Source organism: Saccharopolyspora sp. NPDC050642, assembly GCF_040654735.1.
GTDB classification, from domain to species: domain Bacteria; phylum Actinomycetota; class Actinomycetes; order Mycobacteriales; family Pseudonocardiaceae; genus Saccharopolyspora; species Saccharopolyspora elongata.
On sequence record NZ_JBFAIN010000006.1, the window covers coordinates 70,581 to 85,508 of the forward strand.

A 14,928-nucleotide genomic window follows, 5' to 3' on the forward strand; every position below is an offset into this window, starting at 1 on the left:
CCCCATCGTCGATGGACGGCATCCGACCAGATCACCCGCCGACGACCTGGTCGAGCTCTTCCAGGAGGCCGGCGAATTCGGCCCAGATCCGGCTGTTCTCCCGCGCCAGCTCCGCGAGCGTCCCGGCGCAATGCCGCGGAACGGCGTCGAGCAGGGACCGCCGCTTCGCCTCGTCCGCCACCTGGGCGGTCAGCCACCGGATCAGATTTCGCCCGCTTTCGCTGAATCGAAGCGACGGATCCTTTCGCAACGCATCCAGCAACTGCGCTCTCCGGACGCCCGCGCTCTCGTCCGGAACCGGATCGAGCGGTGCCCGATCCGAATGGTCCGGGATGCCGTCGTCGGCCTCCCGCCACTTCAGCGGCACCGGATCATCGCCCGCGCGTATTCGCTTCGCCACGTCGTGCGCGGTCGAAACCGAGATCTTGGCGGCATTCGCGATTTCCCGCATCGAGGCCTTGGGATTGCTGACGATCAGCTTGCCCGCCAGAATTCTCCCCTGGCGCGTGTTCAGCGGCCGAATCCGCCCATCCCGGCCGACCCGGGCGTTGGACTGTCCATTCCGTTCAGTCGAACACCGGATCGCGCCCACGGTGGTGGCGGCCAGCCCGACGATCGAGGCGATCCGCCGGTCCGACCAGTGCGGGTGGCTGCCCAGGATGCGGGTGGCCGCCGCGGTCCGGTCGGCCTGCGAGAGCGGCAGCCCCTGCGCCGTGTTCGCGCGCACCGCGAGGACGAAGGCGTTCTCGTCGTCGCCGTCGAAGAAGACCACCCGGACGCTCGCGCTGCCCCGCATTTCCGCAGCTCGAAGGCGATGCATGCCGTCGATGACGCGCATCGTGCCGCGGTGCACGACCACCGGCGGGAACTGCGCGTCCGACGCCGCGAGGTCCCGGACGTGCTTGCCGTCCTCGCCGAGCACGCGCGGCGAGTCGGCCGGGTTGAGGTGGGCGATCGGCACCACCTCGCCCACCTCGCCCCAGCGCGGTTCCCGCCCGGGCTGCGCACCGGCGTTCGCCGGCCCGCCACCGGGTTCGAGCCGGACTCGCCGGTCGTCGCGCACGACCCCGACAGCGCCGGTCGCGCCCCGATCTCTCGTCGACCAAAAGAGCCTACCCCTGGAATCCAATTCGACATCCCGCGAAGTCAGGAAATCACGAAACCACTCGACGCAGCTCATCCGGAGTCCGCGGACTCCGGTTCGAAAAAAACTGGGAACGATCACATATTCACCATCCGCGAAAGGATGGCTCCCCACACCGGCCGTCGCACCGAAAAGCCAGGGGCGACCGCCTTTCGCTCACATTGGCATAGACCTTGGCAAAGCGCCGCATATCCCCGGTACCTCCCAACGAGTGATGCAAAATGTGACGCAGATCACTCTCGCGACTTTCCTTTGCGTCCACTCGACAATTCGACCGCGCAACAACACCCGGGATTCGACCGCAACCCACCCCGCGAACCCTTTCTCGGAGCCCGGACCGGACGCCCGCGCTTCGTGCGGTTCGCGTGCTGCCAGGACCGGTTCTCGGCGCCGGCCTCGGGGTTCGTCCGGTCGCGGGGTGCCGGAGCAAAACCGTAAACATCCCGTAAGCCGTCCCCGCGAAGCTTCCAGCACACGACGACGGCCGAACGGCCCACCCGAAGGGAACGCAAGCGATGCGCAAGTTCAAGCTCCAGGTCCAGACCACCATCGACGGCTACATGTCGGGCCCGAACGGCGAGATGGACTGGATGACGCTGCCGTGGAGCGAGGACCTCGCCTCCTACATCGAGGCGCTCAACGAGCCGATCGGCACGATCGTGCTTGGCCGCAAGCTCGCCGAGGGCTTCATCCCGCACTGGGCCTCGCAGCCGGCGGACGAGACGCAGGAGGGCATCGACCGGATCAACAACACGCCGAAGGTCGTCATCTCCACCACGCTGACCGAATCGCCGTGGGAGAACACCGTCGTCGCGAGCGATCTCGTCGAGACGATCCGCGAGCTCAAGGCGCAGCCGGGCGGCGACATCATCGCCTACGGCGGTGGCACGCTCGTCGCGAGCCTGATCGCCGAGGGCCTGCTCGACGAACTGCACCTGATCGTCAACCCGACCGCGATCGGCGCCGGCCTGCCGGTCTTCGGCGCCACCGGCTCGAACCAGCAGTTCGACTTCGTCGCCGTGAGGCCGTTCGAGTGCGGGATCGTCGCCCTGCAGTACGCGCCGAAGATGTCCTGAGCGATGGCCCGGATTCCGGGCTCAGACCGGATCCAGCACGTCCGCGCCGCCGGCGGCGACCATGAGCGCGCGGGCCTGATCCGCGGTCAGGCCTTGACCTTCCGCGTGGGCGGCGTCGTACGCGGCGCCGCCCATCGCGGTGCGCGCGAGGTCGGCGACGCGGTCGATATCGGGTCGTTCGGCGGGCAGCAGCGGCATCCCAGTGGTGTCGCGGAGGGCCTCAGCGGCGCCGAGCAGCCGGGCGGCGGTGTCGTGGTCGCCGAGCGCCGCGGCGGCCGCGGCGGAGCCGCCGAGTGCGAACGCCGCGTCGCGCGGGGCCTCGATGCGCTGGGCTCCGTCGAAGGCCCGCAGGTGTTCGGCCATCGCGGCGGCCGCTTCACCGCGCTGTTCTAGGACGTAACCGAGTTCGACTTGGAGCATCGGCAGGAACAGCGGCGTTTCCGGGCCGTCGGCGTTGAGCGCGAGCAGTTCGCGGAGGTGCCGTTCGGCGTCGTCGGGCCTGCCGTCGCGGCGCGCGGTGAACGCGAGCACGATCGTTGCGAACAACCGGCCGGGATCGTGGCCGTGGTCGGCGGACAGCACCAGCACCTGCTCGGCGAAGTCGCGGGCCCGGTCGAACTCGGCGTGCTGCATCGCGATCCAGCCGAGCCAGCCGAGGTGGGCGGCCACCTGGCCCCACATCTCCAGCTCCTGCGCCAGCACCAGCGCCTCGCGGTGGATCTCGGCGGCACCGGCGAGATCCCCGGTCAGCTCGGCCAGGCCACCGAGCCATTCGGCGGCCTGCAGCCTGCCCCAGCGATCGCCCAGCTCGGCGAACGAGCGAGCCGCTTCCTGCGCGTGCCGCGCCAACGCGTCCACATCGGCGCGGCTGTGCGCCGATTTCGCCAGCGCCAGCTGGATGGTCGCCACGCCCCAGCGGTCGCCGAGCTCACGACACGTCGAAAGGGTCTGCTGCACGGTCGTTTCCAGGTCCTGCTCGTCGCCCGAGTCCAATGCGGACAGGGTGAGGATCACCTCGGCGCGGGCGCGCACGGCCGGATCGTCGAGCGCGGCCAGCGCCGCCGAAACCTCGTGCCGACGCGATGCCGCATCGTTGAAATCGCCCTGCTGGAAGGCGAATGTGAGGCGCCACGCCAACACCGGTGCCCGGTGCCGCGCGCTGCTGCCCAGTTCGAGCGCCGCATCGACCCAGCGGCGCGCCAGGCCGGACCGGCCGCGCAGCAGCCAGTACCAGGCGAGCGCGTGCACCAGTCGGAGCGCCGAGTCGGCGTCGGCGTCCCGCACGAAACCGTCCAGCGCCGCACGCAGATTCGCGTCCTCGGCGTCGAGCCGGCCCAGCCAGCGCTGCTGATCGGCGCCGTGCAGCTCGGGTTCGGCGCGCTCGGCCAGCGCCAGGTAGTACGCATGATGCGCGCGCCGCGCCGCCACGTCTTCGCCTGCCTCCGCCAAGCGGTCGAGGCTGAACGCCGCCACCGATTCCAGCAGCCGGTAGCGCCGCCCGCTCTGCTGCAGCAGCGACCGGTCCACCAGCCGCGCGACGACATCGGCGACCGCCGCGGTGTCGAGGTGGCCGTCCTCACCGACGGATGCCGTTGCGGCGCAGACGGTTTCGGCGGCTTCGAGGGTGCACCCGCCCGGGTAGATCGCGAGGCGGCGGAGCACCGCGCGTTCGATGTCGTCGAGCAGTCCCCAGCTCCAGTCGATCATCGCCGTGAGCGTTTGCTGCCGCCGCGGGGCGCCGCGGTGACCGGTGGCGAGCAGCCGGAACCGGTCGTCCAGCCGGGAGACCATCTCGTGCACGTCGAGCGCGCGAACCCGGGTCGCGGCCAGTTCCAGCGCCAGCGGAATCCCGTCGAGCCGCCGGCACAGGGTCGCGACCGCGTCGGCGTTGTCGGCGTCCAGCGCGAAGTCTCGGGCGCTCGCGCGGGCGCGGTTCACGAAGAGCCGGACCGCGTGCGACTGCGCGAGATCGTTGAAAGAGGTGTCCGCAGCGGGCACGGAAAGCGGTTGCAGCGGCACGATGTCCTCGCCGGGCAGGCGCAGCGGTTCGCGGCTGGTCGCCAGGACGTGCAGGTTCGGCGCTGCGCCCAGCAGGTGCTCGGCCAGGTCCGCGGCGTGGTCGACGACGTGCTCGCAGTTGTCCAGCACCAGCAGCAGGTGCTTGTCGGCCAGCGCTTCGCCCAGTGCTTCGACGGCGTCGGCGGGCCCGTCCTCCGCGGCACGGATGCCGATGACCTGCGCGACCTCTTCCGCGAGCCAGCCGGCCTCGTCGGTCGCGGTCGGCTGCAGCGGCCCCAGCTCGACCAGCCACGTGCCGTCCGGGAACCGGTCGGCCGCGCTCGCCGCCGCGGCCAGCGCGAGCCGGGTCTTGCCGACGCCGCCCGGCCCGGTGAGGCTGACCAGCCGCGATTCGGTGACCGCGTGGCCCAGCTCGCCGAGATCGGTGTCGCGGCCGATCAGCTCGGTGCGCTGCGCCGGGATGTTGCTGGTGCGCCGGTGAACCACGGGCTGCGGTCGCGGCGCGGAGAGGGCGGGATCCTGCGCGAGCAGCGACCGTTGCAGCTCGACCAGCTCCGGGCTCGGGTCCACGCCCAGTTCGTCGGCCAGCCGCCTGCGCAGATCCTCGTAGCCGTCGAGGGCCTCGGCCTGTCGTCCGGCACCGTAGAGCGCCCGCAGCTGGGCTGCGCGCAGGCGTTCGCGCAGGGGGTGCGCGGCGACGAACGTCGTGAGATCTCCCGCCACCTCGCGGTGTTCGCCCAACGACAGCCGCGCCTCGGCGAGTTCTTCGACGGCCACCAGGCGCAGTTCTTCCAATTGCGCGATGGCCCCCTGCGTGAAGGCCGCGTCGCGGAAGTCGGCGAATGCGGGCCCCCGCCACAGGTCCACAGCCTCGGCGAGCACCCGGACCCGGGCCGCGGTGTCGGAGGTTTCGCGGGCGTCGGCCAGCAGCGCGCGGAAGCGCAGGGCGTCGACGTCTGCGGTGGCCAGGCGGTAGCCGGGCGGCGGCGACACCACCAGGTCCCGGCCGCCGGTCTCGGCGTCCTCCAGCGCGCGCCGCAGCTGCGAGGCCTTGGCCGCCAGCGTGCCCGCGGGATTGCCCGGCGGATCCTCGGCCCAGATGTCGTCCACCAGCCGGTCCGCGGGCACCGGCTGACCGGCGTCGACCAGCAGATCAGCCAGCAGGGCACGCACCTTCGCACCCGGCACGGGCACGACGGCGCCGCTGTCGGTCCACACCGTCAACGGGCCCAGCACACCGAAACGCATGAACGCAGCCTATAGAGCCTGTTTCCAAACTTGCTCTGCTTGGCGGTGCGGGTAGCGGAACCTCAGGTGCCTTCTCGCTGTGGGATCTCCGACTCATGAATGCCAATTCACCACGTCGGGGCTGTCCTCGCGAGAAAACACCTGAGAACCTACGGCGGTGCAAGCTGCGAGGGTGGGCTAGGCCGTGTTTTAGGTAGCGGGTGAGTCTTGGGCGGATAGTTCTTCGGCCAGTTCCATACAGCGCAGGCGGGCTGGGGAGAAGTCGTAGGGCATCTTGCCGGTGGCTTCGAACACGCTCATGGAGTCAGCTTCCCGCCTGCCAGAGCTGAGGTCGGCCTCGTCCTCGCCGTCATCGGCGGTGGCAGGGTGCAAAGTGTCCCAGGCGTCGCAGAGGGCATCGTCGTCCTTACCCAGGCCGGACTCCTCGATGACGGCCTGCAGGGCGCTTTCGAAGGCGTGCCGCTCGACGGCCACTTGAGCCACCCGTGGATCATCGACGGCGACGCTGTCATCGAGTGCCTCCTCGGCGTCATCGATGCGGTCGGAATCCGCCCGCAGAGTGGGATGCGTGGCCAGGGCGACGAAGCGGGTGGCCTGGACGGCCGCGCCGAGCGGGCCGAAGATCCGCTCAGTGACCAGCAGACTGTCCAGGTCCGCCTGACGCAGGGAGCCCTCGGGCAGGCTCTTGAGGCGTTCGGTGACGAAGTCGGAGAGCAGGCCCATCCGGCTGCCTTCGGTGCGCATCCGCTGCACGGCGGTCCGTTGCCGCCGCAATTCCGCCTCCTGCTCGGCGAGGGTTTCCTCCAACCGCTCCAGGATGCCCGCGATACCTTCTCCGCTGCCCGCACCGGCGGAAGCCGTGCCGGTGGTAAAGGCGTCACGGATGTCGTCCAGGGCGATCCCGGCGTCGGCCATCTTGCGAATCCACAGCAAGCGGATCATGTCCTCGTACCCGTAGCGGCGGCGGTCATCGCCGCCCCGCTCAGGCTCGGGGAGCAGGCCGATCTCGTGGTAATGGCGAATCGCCCGTGGCGTGCTGCCGGCGAAGGCCGCCGCGTCACCGATCTTGACCTGGCGGGGTGGCATGAAAGACGAATGCATGAGCAGGGACCTTTCCTCAAGGGATCGGGACGTAAGTCCACTGGACCACATGCCGCTACGGAAGGTGCAACCCCATACACACCGCTCCGCGCCAATGCCAGGAAACGCGCCCTTCCTCCGTAATGACCGCAGGGCCGTCCTTTCCTGCTGGGGCATCCGCACGACGGCAGGCTGAGGGTTCACAGCCACTGATGAATCGCCGCGACCTGAACCGTCGCCTCGAACCGAACCGCAAGTTTGTCGGCCCGGGTCGCCACGGCCCGGTGCTGCTTGAGACGGCTGATCCCGCATTCGTCCGCGTGCCGGGCCTTGTAGTCCTCGCGGTCGAAGAAGGACGGACGGCCACCGCCACGTCCGCGGCGCCCGCGGTTGCGGACCTGATCGACCGGCTCAGGAATCGTGCACCTGATGCCACGTCTGCGCAGGTAGGCGCGATTTCGCGTGTGAAGAGTTCGCCTTATCGCCTCGCACCCGCAGCGGGCGGCTTCTCGGCCGACCGGCACCAGGCCGGGGCACCCAAGTCGCGTTCAGGACCGGCTCGAACTGCGGACTGATCACCGCGCTGCCCGGCGGTGATCAGCAGCGACAACGGCTTCTGTCCCTGCTCACACGCCAGATGAATCTTCGTGGTGAACCCCGCCTCGCGACCTGCCCAGTCCATGGTCTTCAGGTTCGGCGCTCACTCCGCCTGGCGGTTCCTTCTGCACAACACCGCGCCGGCGGGCACCGGCAGCATGCTGGTGTGCCCGGCAGATGGTGGAGTCGACATTGACCTCCCAGAAGATCAGCCCAGCCGCATCAGCCCTCGCCTGCAACAACCTGCCACGGCCCGTACTCGAACGGCAGGTCGCGCTCCTGGCTTCGGGGCCGCGCCTCGGTGGCGGGCCGCCGTTTTCGCGCGCGAACGGCACCACCGGACCGCCTCTCACCGATGCTGACCTGGGCCGGAAGGCGACCGTAAACAATCCGGAAGGTGCCGCGCGCACTGTGGTGACAACAAAGCGAACACCGCAAAACAGGAGATCACCATGAAGCGCATCGCCCTCGCCCTCACCGCCGGAATCGCAGCCACCGCGCTGCTCACCGGGTGCGGCGCCGCCGATGCCCCGGCCGAACCGGCCACCGCCACTGCGACTCCGGGCGCGTACGCCGATGTCAACGGTCTGCACATGTACTACGAGCGATACGGCAACCCGACCGACCAGCCGCCGCTGGTGCTGCTGCACGGCGCCCTGTCCGGCATCAGCACCGACTTCGGGCAGCTGATCCCGGAGCTCGCCAAGACCCGCGAGGTCATCGCCGTGGAACAGCAGGCCCACGGCCGGACCGCCGACATCGACCGCCCGCTCCGCACGTCGCAGATGGCCGAGGACACCGTCGCGCTGCTGCGGCAGATCGGCGTCCAGCGCGCCGACGTCCTCGGCTACAGCATGGGTGCCGGGGTGGCGCTGGAGATCACGCTGAAGCACCCGGACCTGGTGCGCAAGCAGGTGCTGCTCTCCGGCGGCCTGGGCGTCGACGGCATGCACCCGGGCGTGATGGACGGGATCGCGGAACTGCGTCCGGAACACCTGCACGGATCGCCGTTCCACGCCGACTACCTGAAGAACGCGCCGCGCCCGGAGGACTTCCCGCAGCTGGTGTCCCGGGTCATCGAGTACGACATGAACCCGGCCCCGTCGGTGTCGCCGGACGCCGCCCGCACGGTCAAGGCCCCGACGCTGACGGTGATCGGCGACTCCGACATCGTCCGGCCCGAGCACGCCGTCGAGATGTTCCGGCTCTTCGGCGGCGGCGTCATGGGCGACACCCCCGAAGGCCTGCCGAACGCGCAGCTGGCGATCCTGCCCGGCACCTCGCACGTCACCGCGCCGCACCGCCCCGAGCTGCTGCTGCCGATGATCCCGGCCTTCCTCGACGCGCCCGTCGAGGAAACCCGATGACGGTTGGGCTGCGGATCGCGATGATCATCGGATCCACCCGGGCGGGCCGCTTCGGCCCGCTCGTGGCCGACTGGTTCGGCGGCCGCATCGGCCGCCGCCGGGACCTGGAACTGGATCGCATCGACCTCGCGACCGCCGCCCTCCCCGACCGGCTGACCGAGCCCGGCGAAGGGACTCCCGCTCCCGTCCGGGAGCTGGGGGCCCGGCTGGCGGCCGCGGACGCGTTCGTCCTGGTCACCCCGGAGTACAACCAGAGCTTCCCGGCCGCGGTGAAGAACGCGATCGACTGGTTCGACGCCGAATGGGCCGCCAAGCCGGTCTCGATCGTCGCCTACTGCCGCGACGCCGAAGGCGGCCAGGCCGCCGCGCAGCTGCGGCAGGTGTTCGGCGAGCTGAACGCGGTCCCGATCCGCCGCACCATGACCATCCGCAACGCCTGGCAGCGCTTCGGCGCCGACGGCAGCTGGCCGCGCCGCGATCCCGAACTCGAGGAATCCGTCAACGCGGTGCTCGACCAGCTCACGTGGTGGGCCAACGCCCTGCGCGTCGCCCGAACCGCGAAACCCTTCGTCCAGTAGCACTTTCCAGCCATCCGAACCCACGCCCTGGGAGAACATCATGAGGAAGCTGATCGAGTCGACGTTCGTGACCCTCGACGGGACCATCTCGGCGCCGGAGCAGTGGGGCCCGCCGTACTGGGATTCCGAGCACTACGCCCACGCCCACAAGCTGCTGTTCGGCACCGACGCGCTGCTGCTGGGCCGCGAGACCTACGAGTCGTTCGCGCACTGGCCGGCCATCGACGACGAATACGGCGAGCGGATCAACGGCATGCCCAAGTACGTCGCCTCCCGCACGCTGCAGAACTCCGAAACCACCTGGAACGCCACCATTCTGGGCAGCGATGTGGCCGCCGAGGTAGCGGAGCTGAAGCAGCAGCCGGGCCAGGACATCCTGAAGTTCGGCACGGGCGTGCTGGACCACACGCTGCTGGAGCACGGACTCGTGGACGAGCTCGACCTGTGGCTGTTCCCCGTCATCGCCGGTGGCGGGCAGCGGATCCTGGAAGGCCTCGCGACCACCCACCTGACGCTGGCCGAGACCACGACGCTCAGCAGCGGCATCGTGGTGGCCGTCTACGAACCGAAGTCGGACGCGATGTGAAAACGCCGCCGCCCCAACGGATGTGGGCGCTCTCCGCGGAGGGCGCCCACATCCGTTCTCGTCTTGTGCCGTGACCACGTGGCGCGACGATTTCGCGCGAAATCGGCGCCTCGCGTGGGGATGGGGTGACCCAACACCTTTTGCCGGCGCCGTCGACGAAAGCGCGTCAGTGGTGGCCGTGCCGGCCGAGGGTCTCCACGGGGGTCGCGCCGGGGCGGGTCCACTGCGGCACGGGGCGGCTGGTCGGGCCCCAGGTGGCGTTCCCGTCGGCGTCCGTGCGCCAGTACCAGCAGATCGGCGAGCCGTGCCCGCCGACCGGCGAGCCGACCTGAGGGGCCTCGGGCCAGCCCTCCGGATTGTCCTCCCACGCCTCGCGGCGGCCGTAGGGCGTCATGTCGAGCAGGCCGAGGGACCCGTTGACCGGCTCGTTGCCACGGGCCGTCGTGGAGTAGGTGAGGAACACGCGGTCGCCGTCGCGCAGGAAGCAGGTGATGTAACCCATGTCGCCGCCGACCGGCGCGTCCACGTCGCGCACCGAGTACCAGGGCTGGGTGTAACCCATGAACTCGACGTAGGAGGCCACCTCGTCCCACCGGCCCGTGGTCAGGATGGCGAAAGAGACGCCGCGGGCGTTGAGGTAGACGGCGTCCTTCATGTGCCAGGCCGTGGTGGTGCAGCCCTCGCACTGCCCCTGGTGCGGCGCGCCGTCGTGCCACATGTGCTTGTAGACCACGAGTTCGTCGCGGCCCTGGAACAGGTCCAGGAACGGGATCGGGCCGTCTGGCCCGACTACCTCGACCGTCCCGTCGAACTCCACCATCGGCAGCCGGCGGCGGGCCGCGGCGATGGCGTCGCCCTCGCGGGTGTGGGCCTTCTCGCGGACCAGGAGCTCGTCACGGGCGGCCTGCCAGGTGGCCAGGTCGACGACGGGCGGGCGGCCGGGCAGCGCGGTGGTCGGGTCACTCGGCGTGGTCGTCATGGTGTCCTCCATGATGTCTAGTGCCGGGCAGCGTCGTCCGAAGACACCAGAACAGACCCGAGCCCCGGCCGGAACTCATCGCACGGACCACGTCGGGGTGACGAGTTCGCAGACGCGCGCTAAGGGAAGACGATCCGCCCGAGCGTCTCCCGCAGCTGGGCGACGACCTCGGCGGGCAGATCTCCGAAGTACGCGCTGTGCGCCTGGTCCACCAGCTCCTGCGCCTCGTCGCGCACCCGATGCCCTTCCTCGGTGGCGGCGATCAGCCTGTTGCGGCGGTCCGCCGCGTCTGGCGTGCGCGCGACCAGGCCGCGCTCCTCCAGCTCGTCGATCAGCCCGACGATCTGGCTGGGGTCGAGCCCCATCGTCGCCGCGACGCTGCGCTGGTTGACGCCCGCCGATTGTTCGCAGGCCAGCACGAGCACCGAGTAGGAGCGCACCTTCAGGCCGAGCGGGACCAGCGCCTTGTTCACCGCGCCGAGCACCATTCCCCCCGCCCGGGAAAGCAGGAACCCGATGTCGTCCGCCAGCAACCGCGGCTGGGTCTCTGCCATGCGCCCTCCTCCGTGTAGCGCCACAAGAGTAGCAGATCTCAATCATTGACATTTTCAATGATGGATGTTTGCCTGTGATCCACCCGACAGGAGGAGCACCGATGGATCTGAGCGGCAAGGTCGCCATCGTCACCGGCAGCGGGCGGGGACTCGGACTCGCATACGCCGGAGAACTCGCCCGCAACGGCGCCGCGGTGGTGATCAACGACGTCGATGAGGCCGCCGCGCACGCGGCCGTCGCCGAGATCGTCGCGGCGGGCGGCCGGGCCACCGCCGTCGTCGCCCCGGTCGGCACCGCCGAAACGGCCCGGAAGCTGGTGGCCGGCGCGGTCGAGGCGTTCGGCCGGCTGGACGTCCTGGTCACCAACGCCGGCATCCTGCGCGACAAGGTGCTGTGGAAAATGACCGACGAGGACTTCGACGCGGTGCTCGACGTGCACCTGCGCGGCACCTTCACCTGCGTGCGCGAGGCCGTGCTGCGCTTCCGCGAGCAGGGCGGGGGCGGCCGGATCATCTGCATCGGCTCCCCCGCCGGCCAGCGGGGCAACTTCGGCCAGACCAACTACTCGGCGGCCAAGGCCGGCATCGTCGGCATGGTCCGCACCTGGGCCCTGGAACTGCAGCGCGCCGGCATCACCGTCAACGCCGTCTGCCCGGTCGCGGCGACCGCGATGACCGAGACGATCCCGTTCCTCGCGCCGCACATCGAGTCGATGAAGCGCGGCGAGCCGCTGCCCGCGGTCATCCGCCGCGAGGTCGGCATGGGCACTCCCGAGGACGCCGCCGGGATCGTCGCCTTCCTCGCCTCCGATGCCGCCGCCGGGATCACCGGCCAGGCGCTGTCGGTCGGCGGGGACCGGCTGGCGCTGTGGTCGCACCCGCAGCTGACGGCCACCGCCTTCCACGACGGCGGGTGGTCCGCCGACGACATCGCCGGGTCGTGGGACGAGGCGTTCGCGGGCTCGGCCGAGTCGGTCGGCGAGGAGTTCCCGGCGGAGCTGGTGGCGAAATGAGCCCGGCCCGCTACCAGTGCGGCGTCGACTTCGACGCGATCGAGGCCATCGACATCCACACCCACGTCGAGATCGACGCCTGCGGGCACCGATCGCTGGACGACGAGCTGATGGCCGCCTCCGAGAAGTACTTCAGGTCCGGCGAGGAACGCACGCCCCGCATCGAATCCATCGCCGACCACTACCGCGAGCGCAACATGGCCGCCGTCGTGTTCACCGTCGACGCCACCTCGGCCACCGGGCACGGGCCGAACTCCGTCGAGGAGATCGCGGAGCTGGCCGCCGCCCACAACGACGTGCTGATCCCCTTCGGCTCGGTCGATCCGTGGCGCGGCAAGGAGGCCGTCGACCGGGCCCGCGCGCTGGTCGAGGACTACGGCGTGCGGGGCTTCAAGTTCCACCCGAGCCTGCAGGGCTTCGAGCCCGACGACCGGCGGTTCTACCCGCTGTACGAGGCCATCGCGGCGGCCGGCGTGCCCGCGCTGTTCCACACTGGACAGACCGGCATCGGCGCCGGGCTGCCGGGAGGGCGCGGCATCAAGCTCCGCCGCTCCGACCCGATGCTCCTCGACGACGTCGCCGCCGACTTCCCGGACCTGACGATCGTCATGGCCCACCCGGCGGTGCCGTGGGTCAACGCGCAGATCTCCATCGCCACCCACAAGGCCAACGTCTACCTCGACCTGTCCGGCTGGTCCCCGAAGTACTTCCCGCCCCAGCTCGTCAGGGCGGCGAACTCCGTGCTGCGAGAGAAGGTGCTCTTCGGCTCCGACTTCCCGGTGATCCAGGTCGACCGCTGGCGCAGGGATTTCGCCGCCCTCGACATCAAGCCCGAAGTGGCGCCGCTGATCTTCAAGGAGAACGCGCTGCGCGTCCTGGGCATCAAGCGCTGACCGCCCGCACCACACCGACAGGAGACCCATGTCCACCACTCGCGTCGCGACCCTCGCCGACCTCAAGCCCTTGGCGGGCAAGCCGCTGGGAACCAGCTCGTGGATCGAGGTGCCGCAGGAGCGGATCGGCACCTTCGCCGACGCCACCGACGACCACCAGTGGATCCACGTCGACCCCGAGCGCGCCCGGGCGGAAAGCCCGTTCGGCGGGCCGATCGCGCACGGCTACCTGACGCTGGCGCTGATCATCCCGATGTGGGCCGAGGTGCTCGCGGTCGACAGCGTGACCATGGCCGTGAACTACGGGCTGAACAAGGTCCGGTTCACCAGCCCCGTGCCCGCCGGCGGCCGGGTGCGGCTGAACGCCGCGCTCAAGACGGTCGAGGACCTGCCGAAGGGCGGAGTGCAGCTGACCGTCGACGGCAAGATCGAACTCGAAGGCGCCGAGCGGCCCGCCGTGGTGGCCGAGCCGGTGTACCGCTTCTTCGAATAGCGGCCCCGCACATCCCCGAGGAATACGGAGAGAACCGTGCCATTCACACAACGGCGCATCGCCAAGGCGGCTGTCGCGACCTCGTTGGCGGCGCTGGCCTTCACCGCGTGCATCAGCGCCGGCAGCGCGGCGCCGAAGTCGGATTCGCCATCGGCCAGGCCCGGGCCGGACGGAACCACGTTCTGGGACGTCTACGAGCAGCCCCCGGAAACGGCGAAGCCCGGCGACATCTACTGGATCCAGCCGCGGTCCGACGCGCCGAGCGGGGCCCGGGGCTGGAACGTCGTCTACGTCTCGGAGATCCAGCCCGGCGTCAAGAAGTACGTGTCCGGCGAGATCTACGTGCCGACGGGCGCGAGCAACGCCCCGCGCGACATGGTGCTCTGGAACCACGAGACGACCGGGTTGGCCGACAACTGCGCACCGTCCCGCCGGAGCCTGGGCGAGGGCGACCGGTCCCGAGTCCCGGCGATCCAGGACCTGCTCGGCCGGGGCCACGTCGTCGCGATGAGCGACTACCCCGGGCAGGCGCTGCCCGGCCCCTCGCACTACATGGCGGGCCAGGTCAACGCGCGGGCATCGCTGGACGTGCTGCGCGCCGTGCGGAACCTCCCCGAGCTCAACGCCTCCAACCGGTTCGTCGAGTACGGCTGGTCGCAGGGCGGCCAGACGACCATGCACGTCGAATCGATCGCGCGGACCTACGCCCCGGAGTTCGAGGGCCTGGGCGCCGCGCTCATCGCGCCCGCCGTCCGGATCCGCGAGCTGACCGGCAATTCGATGCAGCACCCGGAACTGGCCGGCTACGTCATCTCGACGCTGCCCGGGATCAAGGCCGCCTACCCGCACCTGCGCTACGGCGACTTCCTCACCGCCGAGGCCATGGAGCAGCTACCGGTGCTCGCCGACGGCTGCTTCGACATCTGGGACAGCGCGAGCACCTTGCGCGACCCGTACCAGCCGGGCGCGATGTCCCCCGACGGCCCCTGGTGGAAGGCGCTCACCGCGGTGGACGACTTCCGGCCCGCGGGCACGATGCCGTTCGCCGTCTACCAGGGATCGGCCGACACGACGACCCCCGTCGAGCTGACCGCCCGCGAGCGCGCGGCCCTGTGCCAGGCGGGGTCCTCAGTGGACTACCACGAATTCCCCGGGCTCGACCACGAATCCGTCGTCCCGGAGGCGGCCGCGAGGTTCCCGGGCTGGGCCGCGGACCGGTTCGCCGGCGAGGCGGCACCGAGCAACTGCCCCCGGGGCTGATCCGTCGCGCCCGGTCCGCGACGACGACCCGAAGGAGACCC

The 14,928-nt window shown here is 70.4% G+C and carries 13 protein-coding genes and 1 pseudogene; 8 read left to right on the forward strand and 6 right to left on the reverse strand.

Going from position 1 to position 14,928, the window contains the following annotated elements:
- Nucleotides 1–31: 31 nt before the first annotated feature.
- Nucleotides 32–1,063 carry a ParB/RepB/Spo0J family partition protein gene (locus AB0H93_RS12540; protein ID WP_358571586.1) on the reverse strand — a complete coding sequence of 344 codons (1,032 nt, stop codon included), beginning with the start codon at nt 1,061–1,063 and terminating at the stop codon, nt 32–34.
- Between the two features lie 596 nt (nt 1,064–1,659).
- Here AB0H93_RS12540 and AB0H93_RS12545 point away from each other — a divergent pair.
- Nucleotides 1,660–2,220: a dihydrofolate reductase family protein gene (locus tag AB0H93_RS12545; protein ID WP_358571588.1), complete on the forward strand. Its 561-nt coding sequence runs from the start codon at nt 1,660–1,662 to the stop codon at nt 2,218–2,220.
- 21 nt (nt 2,221–2,241) lie between these two features.
- Here AB0H93_RS12545 and AB0H93_RS12550 read toward each other — a convergent pair whose 3' ends face one another.
- The 3 genes and pseudogenes from AB0H93_RS12550 to AB0H93_RS12560 all read right to left on the reverse strand — a co-directional run.
- Nucleotides 2,242–5,487, reverse strand: coding sequence for a BTAD domain-containing putative transcriptional regulator (locus AB0H93_RS12550; protein WP_358571590.1), 3,246 nt, complete (start codon nt 5,485–5,487; stop codon nt 2,242–2,244).
- Nucleotides 5,488–5,676: 189 nt separating this feature from the next.
- The gene (locus AB0H93_RS12555) at nt 5,677–6,588 is read right to left on the reverse strand and encodes a MerR family transcriptional regulator (RefSeq protein WP_358571592.1); all 912 of its coding nucleotides are present in this window, start codon (nt 6,586–6,588) and stop codon (nt 5,677–5,679) included.
- Nucleotides 6,589–7,132: 544 nt separating this feature from the next.
- Nucleotides 7,133–7,367, reverse strand: a pseudogene (locus AB0H93_RS12560) (IS5/IS1182 family transposase); the annotation flags it as partial.
- 249 nt (nt 7,368–7,616) lie between these two features.
- Here AB0H93_RS12560 and AB0H93_RS12565 point away from each other — a divergent pair.
- The 3 genes from AB0H93_RS12565 to AB0H93_RS12575 are packed head-to-tail and all read left to right on the forward strand — an operon-like array spanning nt 7,617 to nt 9,695.
- Entirely contained in the window at nt 7,617–8,531 is a 915-nt protein-coding gene (locus AB0H93_RS12565; RefSeq protein WP_358571594.1) for an alpha/beta hydrolase, read from the forward strand.
- The gene (locus tag AB0H93_RS12570; RefSeq protein ID WP_358571596.1) at nt 8,528–9,109 is read left to right on the forward strand and encodes an NAD(P)H-dependent oxidoreductase; all 582 of its coding nucleotides are present in this window, start codon (nt 8,528–8,530) and stop codon (nt 9,107–9,109) included. The genes AB0H93_RS12565 and AB0H93_RS12570 overlap by 4 nt, the downstream gene beginning before the upstream one ends.
- A 40-nt stretch (nt 9,110–9,149) precedes the next feature.
- The gene (locus AB0H93_RS12575) at nt 9,150–9,695 is read left to right on the forward strand and encodes a dihydrofolate reductase family protein (RefSeq protein WP_358571598.1); all 546 of its coding nucleotides are present in this window, start codon (nt 9,150–9,152) and stop codon (nt 9,693–9,695) included.
- 166 nt (nt 9,696–9,861) lie between these two features.
- Here the strand turns inward: AB0H93_RS12575 and AB0H93_RS12580 are convergent, their stop codons facing one another.
- A complete protein-coding gene (locus AB0H93_RS12580) occupies nt 9,862–10,674 on the reverse strand; it encodes a DUF899 domain-containing protein (RefSeq protein ID WP_358571600.1) in 813 nt (270 codons plus the stop codon).
- A 119-nt stretch (nt 10,675–10,793) separates the two neighbouring features.
- Nucleotides 10,794–11,228: a MarR family transcriptional regulator gene (locus tag AB0H93_RS12585; protein ID WP_358571602.1), complete on the reverse strand. Its 435-nt coding sequence runs from the start codon at nt 11,226–11,228 to the stop codon at nt 10,794–10,796.
- Between the two features lie 101 nt (nt 11,229–11,329).
- Here AB0H93_RS12585 and couN point away from each other — a divergent pair, with 101 nt between their 5' ends.
- The 4 genes from couN to AB0H93_RS12605 are packed head-to-tail and all read left to right on the forward strand — an operon-like array spanning nt 11,330 to nt 14,887.
- A complete protein-coding gene (couN, locus tag AB0H93_RS12590; protein WP_358571604.1) occupies nt 11,330–12,241 on the forward strand; it encodes a 4-hydroxyphenyl-beta-hydroxyacyl-CoA dehydrogenase in 912 nt (303 codons plus the stop codon).
- Nucleotides 12,238–13,134, forward strand: a complete 897-nt coding sequence (couO, locus tag AB0H93_RS12595) for a 4-hydroxyphenyl-beta-ketoacyl-CoA hydrolase (RefSeq protein WP_358571606.1) — start codon at nt 12,238–12,240, stop codon at nt 13,132–13,134. Before couN ends, couO begins: the two co-directional genes overlap by 4 nt.
- Before the next feature lie 28 nt (nt 13,135–13,162).
- The gene (gene couM / locus AB0H93_RS12600; protein WP_358571608.1) at nt 13,163–13,627 is read left to right on the forward strand and encodes a p-hydroxycinnamoyl-CoA hydratase; all 465 of its coding nucleotides are present in this window, start codon (nt 13,163–13,165) and stop codon (nt 13,625–13,627) included.
- A 36-nt stretch (nt 13,628–13,663) separates the two neighbouring features.
- Nucleotides 13,664–14,887: a lipase family protein gene (locus tag AB0H93_RS12605; protein ID WP_358571610.1), complete on the forward strand. Its 1,224-nt coding sequence runs from the start codon at nt 13,664–13,666 to the stop codon at nt 14,885–14,887.
- Nucleotides 14,888–14,928 lie beyond the last annotated feature (41 nt).

Excerpts from the sequence above, each read along its gene's own strand:
- AB0H93_RS12550 (WP_358571590.1), bottom strand. The coding sequence starts at position 5,487 with ATGCGTTTCGGTGTGCTGGGCCCGTTGACGGTGTGGACCGACAGCGGC.
- AB0H93_RS12585 (WP_358571602.1), bottom strand. The coding sequence starts at position 11,228 with ATGGCAGAGACCCAGCCGCGGTTGCTGGCGGACGACATCGGGTTCCTG.
- couM (WP_358571608.1), top strand. The coding sequence starts at position 13,163 with ATGTCCACCACTCGCGTCGCGACCCTCGCCGACCTCAAGCCCTTGGCG.
- couN (WP_358571604.1), top strand. The coding sequence starts at position 11,330 with ATGGATCTGAGCGGCAAGGTCGCCATCGTCACCGGCAGCGGGCGGGGA.
- AB0H93_RS12570 (WP_358571596.1), top strand. The coding sequence starts at position 8,528 with ATGACGGTTGGGCTGCGGATCGCGATGATCATCGGATCCACCCGGGCG.
- couO (WP_358571606.1), top strand. The coding sequence starts at position 12,238 with ATGAGCCCGGCCCGCTACCAGTGCGGCGTCGACTTCGACGCGATCGAG.
- AB0H93_RS12565 (WP_358571594.1), top strand. The coding sequence starts at position 7,617 with ATGAAGCGCATCGCCCTCGCCCTCACCGCCGGAATCGCAGCCACCGCG.
- AB0H93_RS12580 (WP_358571600.1), bottom strand. The coding sequence starts at position 10,674 with ATGACGACCACGCCGAGTGACCCGACCACCGCGCTGCCCGGCCGCCCG.
- AB0H93_RS12555 (WP_358571592.1), bottom strand. The coding sequence starts at position 6,588 with ATGCATTCGTCTTTCATGCCACCCCGCCAGGTCAAGATCGGTGACGCG.
- AB0H93_RS12575 (WP_358571598.1), top strand. The coding sequence starts at position 9,150 with ATGAGGAAGCTGATCGAGTCGACGTTCGTGACCCTCGACGGGACCATC.
- AB0H93_RS12545 (WP_358571588.1), top strand. The coding sequence starts at position 1,660 with ATGCGCAAGTTCAAGCTCCAGGTCCAGACCACCATCGACGGCTACATG.